Raw genomic sequence first — 737 nt, 5'->3', positions numbered from 1 at the left:
CGACTGTTGTTGGTACAGAAGCCGATGTTTCAATATTCGGTTGATTTAATAGCAGATCAGGTTGTATTTGAGGCGGTTTTTCAAAGAAGACAGTTGAGGATAATGGGGTGCCCTGAGCGACTGCTGATACGGAAAAAATAGTACAACATACTATGTATAGTTTTTTTTTCATTAACTTTCACCGATATGACGAAAAAAACCGTTTGAAATATATAATAAATACTTCAAACGGTTTCATTTATATATTTATTGCTAAATTTGCTTTCTTTTATTCAGCAATTTCACCTCGTGTGCCACCAAAGCCAATGACATCTTTGCCATCAAATTTGACTTTACCAGCAATCTCTTCTGCCTTTTTACCATAAAAATCTAGTAGATAACTTCCTTTTTTATAACCTTGCTGAGCAATAGCAGAGATCCCTGTGCCTGAGATAGTACCTTGTTGCAACTCAACGGTGTCCCCTAGACCAGTAATTGAACCAGAACCTGTTCTGTCTTTAAAGTTTACATCGTAATTGAGACTACCTTCGTAGCCTAGACTGCCTGACTGAAAATAATTATCACCCATAAAGGCCTTACCTGAATAAGTTGCTTTACCTAAACTTGGTATGGCTGTTTTTTCAGTTTTTAATCCTTTCATAGTAATATCTGAGCTCTCACTAAAACGATAACCCTCTTGTTTACTCACATAATCACCAATTACTACAGAGTAAGCCTGATTATAAACTAACTTATGA

1 protein-coding gene is annotated in these 737 nt (G+C 36.0%); it reads right to left on the bottom strand.

What is annotated here, in order from left to right; genetic code table 11:
• Nucleotides 1-268: 268 nt before the first annotated feature.
• Nucleotides 269-737 (bottom strand): Slam-dependent surface lipoprotein (locus BTV99_RS12520; RefSeq protein ID WP_218607574.1); only part of this gene is annotated, 469 nt, incomplete at its 5' end.

Origin of the sequence: Psychrobacter sp. Rd 27.2 (assembly GCF_001921755.1) — a bacterium.
Classification (GTDB): Bacteria; Pseudomonadota; Gammaproteobacteria; order Pseudomonadales; family Moraxellaceae; genus Psychrobacter; species Psychrobacter celer.
Note: the sequence above shows the minus strand (reverse complement) of the source record. Positions and strands in the feature narration are given on the sequence as shown.